The organism is Paraburkholderia steynii (assembly GCF_900100565.1).
GTDB classification, from domain to species: Bacteria; Pseudomonadota; Gammaproteobacteria; order Burkholderiales; family Burkholderiaceae; genus Paraburkholderia; species Paraburkholderia terrae.
The window spans coordinates 1-1,383 of record NZ_FNDI01000079.1 but is presented as its reverse complement, the minus strand read 5'-3'; the positions used below and the strand labels follow the sequence as shown (position 1 = coordinate 1,383).

The following is a 1,383-nucleotide window of genomic DNA, read 5'->3' as shown; positions in this document are numbered from 1 at the left end:
GGGAGTGTCTGAATTTTTGTGTGCAAGGCAGATAAAAGCCTGCCATCTGGCAGGCTCGTCAATTGCATTCTACAAATGATTCCTTGTGAAGCGATCCTCGTAGAGGATCGCGAACTGGTTCATCGCGGCTTTCCAGTCATGCGCGGCACGGCTCCAGTCAGCCGTGATATTGCGCAAGGCCAGCCATAGCAGTTTGGTCGCGGCCTCGTCCGTCGGGAAGTGCCCACGCGTCTTGACGATCTTGCGTAGCCGGGCATTGACACTTTCGATGGCATTGGTCGTGTAGATCACCTTGCGAACCGCTGGCGGAAACGCGAAGAAGGGGATCACGCGATCCCAGGCCCGACGCCAGGCGGCCACCACCGTCGGGAATTTCTGGCCCCACTCACCCTGTTCGAACGCGTCCAGTTCGGTCTGGGCAGCTTCAGCGCCCGTTGCCGAATAGATCGGTTTGAGGGCAGCAGCCAGCCCCCGCCGGTCTTTCCAGCTCGCGTAGTCCAGCGAGTGGCGGATCAGATGCACGATGCACGTCTGGAGCGTGGTGGCCGGAAACACCGCGCCCAGTGCTTCAGGCATGCCCTTCAGTCCATCGGTGACTGCGATCAGGATGTCCTGCACGCCACGCACCTTCAGGTCGCTGAATACCTTCATCCAGAACTTCGCGCCTTCCGTGTTCTCGATCCACAGCCCCAGGATGTCCCGTGTGCCGTCCGGCAGGATGCCCAGCGCCAGATAGATCGCCTTGTTGCGCACCATCCCTTCCTCGCGGATCTTGACGCGTAGCGCGTCAAAGAACACTACCGGGTACATCGGCTCGAGCGGACGCGCCTGCCAGATACTCACCTCGTCCATCACGGCATCGGTCACCGAACTGATGAATTCCGGCGATACATCGGTACCGTACTGCTCGGCCAGAAACCCCTGGATCTCGCGCACTGTCATGCCACGGGCGTACATCGCGATGATCTTGTCGTCAAAGCCCGTAAAGCGCCGTTCGTGCTTCGGAATCAGGATCGGCGCAAAGCTGCCGTTGCGGTCACGGGGAATCTCCAGCCGTAGCGGACCGTCGTCGGTCAGCACTGTCTTGCCGCTCTTGCCGTTGCGCTGGTTGGTCGCATCTTCTGGCCGCACGGCACCCGCCGGATAGCCCAGATGGTGTCCAAGTTCGGCGCCCAGCGCCCGCTCGATCAGCGCCTTCTTGAACGCCGCCGAAGCGGCATGCACCGCTTCGGCCGTCATCGGCCCCTTCACGAACTGGTCGATTAGTTCCTTCGGAATGGACGGCAACGCTGTCTGCGCTTCGGTGGTCGTCTTGGGTTTGCGTGGCATACATGCTCCTTGAGCTACATGTTATGCCTTGAACACAAAATCTATGACAGCCCC

The 1,383-nt window shown here is 60.4% G+C and carries 1 protein-coding gene; it reads right to left on the bottom strand.

Features of this window, described 5'->3' with window-relative positions:
• Window positions 1–69: 69 nt before the first annotated feature.
• Window positions 70–1,329, bottom strand: coding sequence for an IS256 family transposase (locus BLT65_RS46215; RefSeq protein WP_091790706.1), 1,260 nt, complete (start codon window positions 1,327–1,329; stop codon window positions 70–72).
• Between the last annotated feature and the right edge of the window lie 54 nt (window positions 1,330–1,383).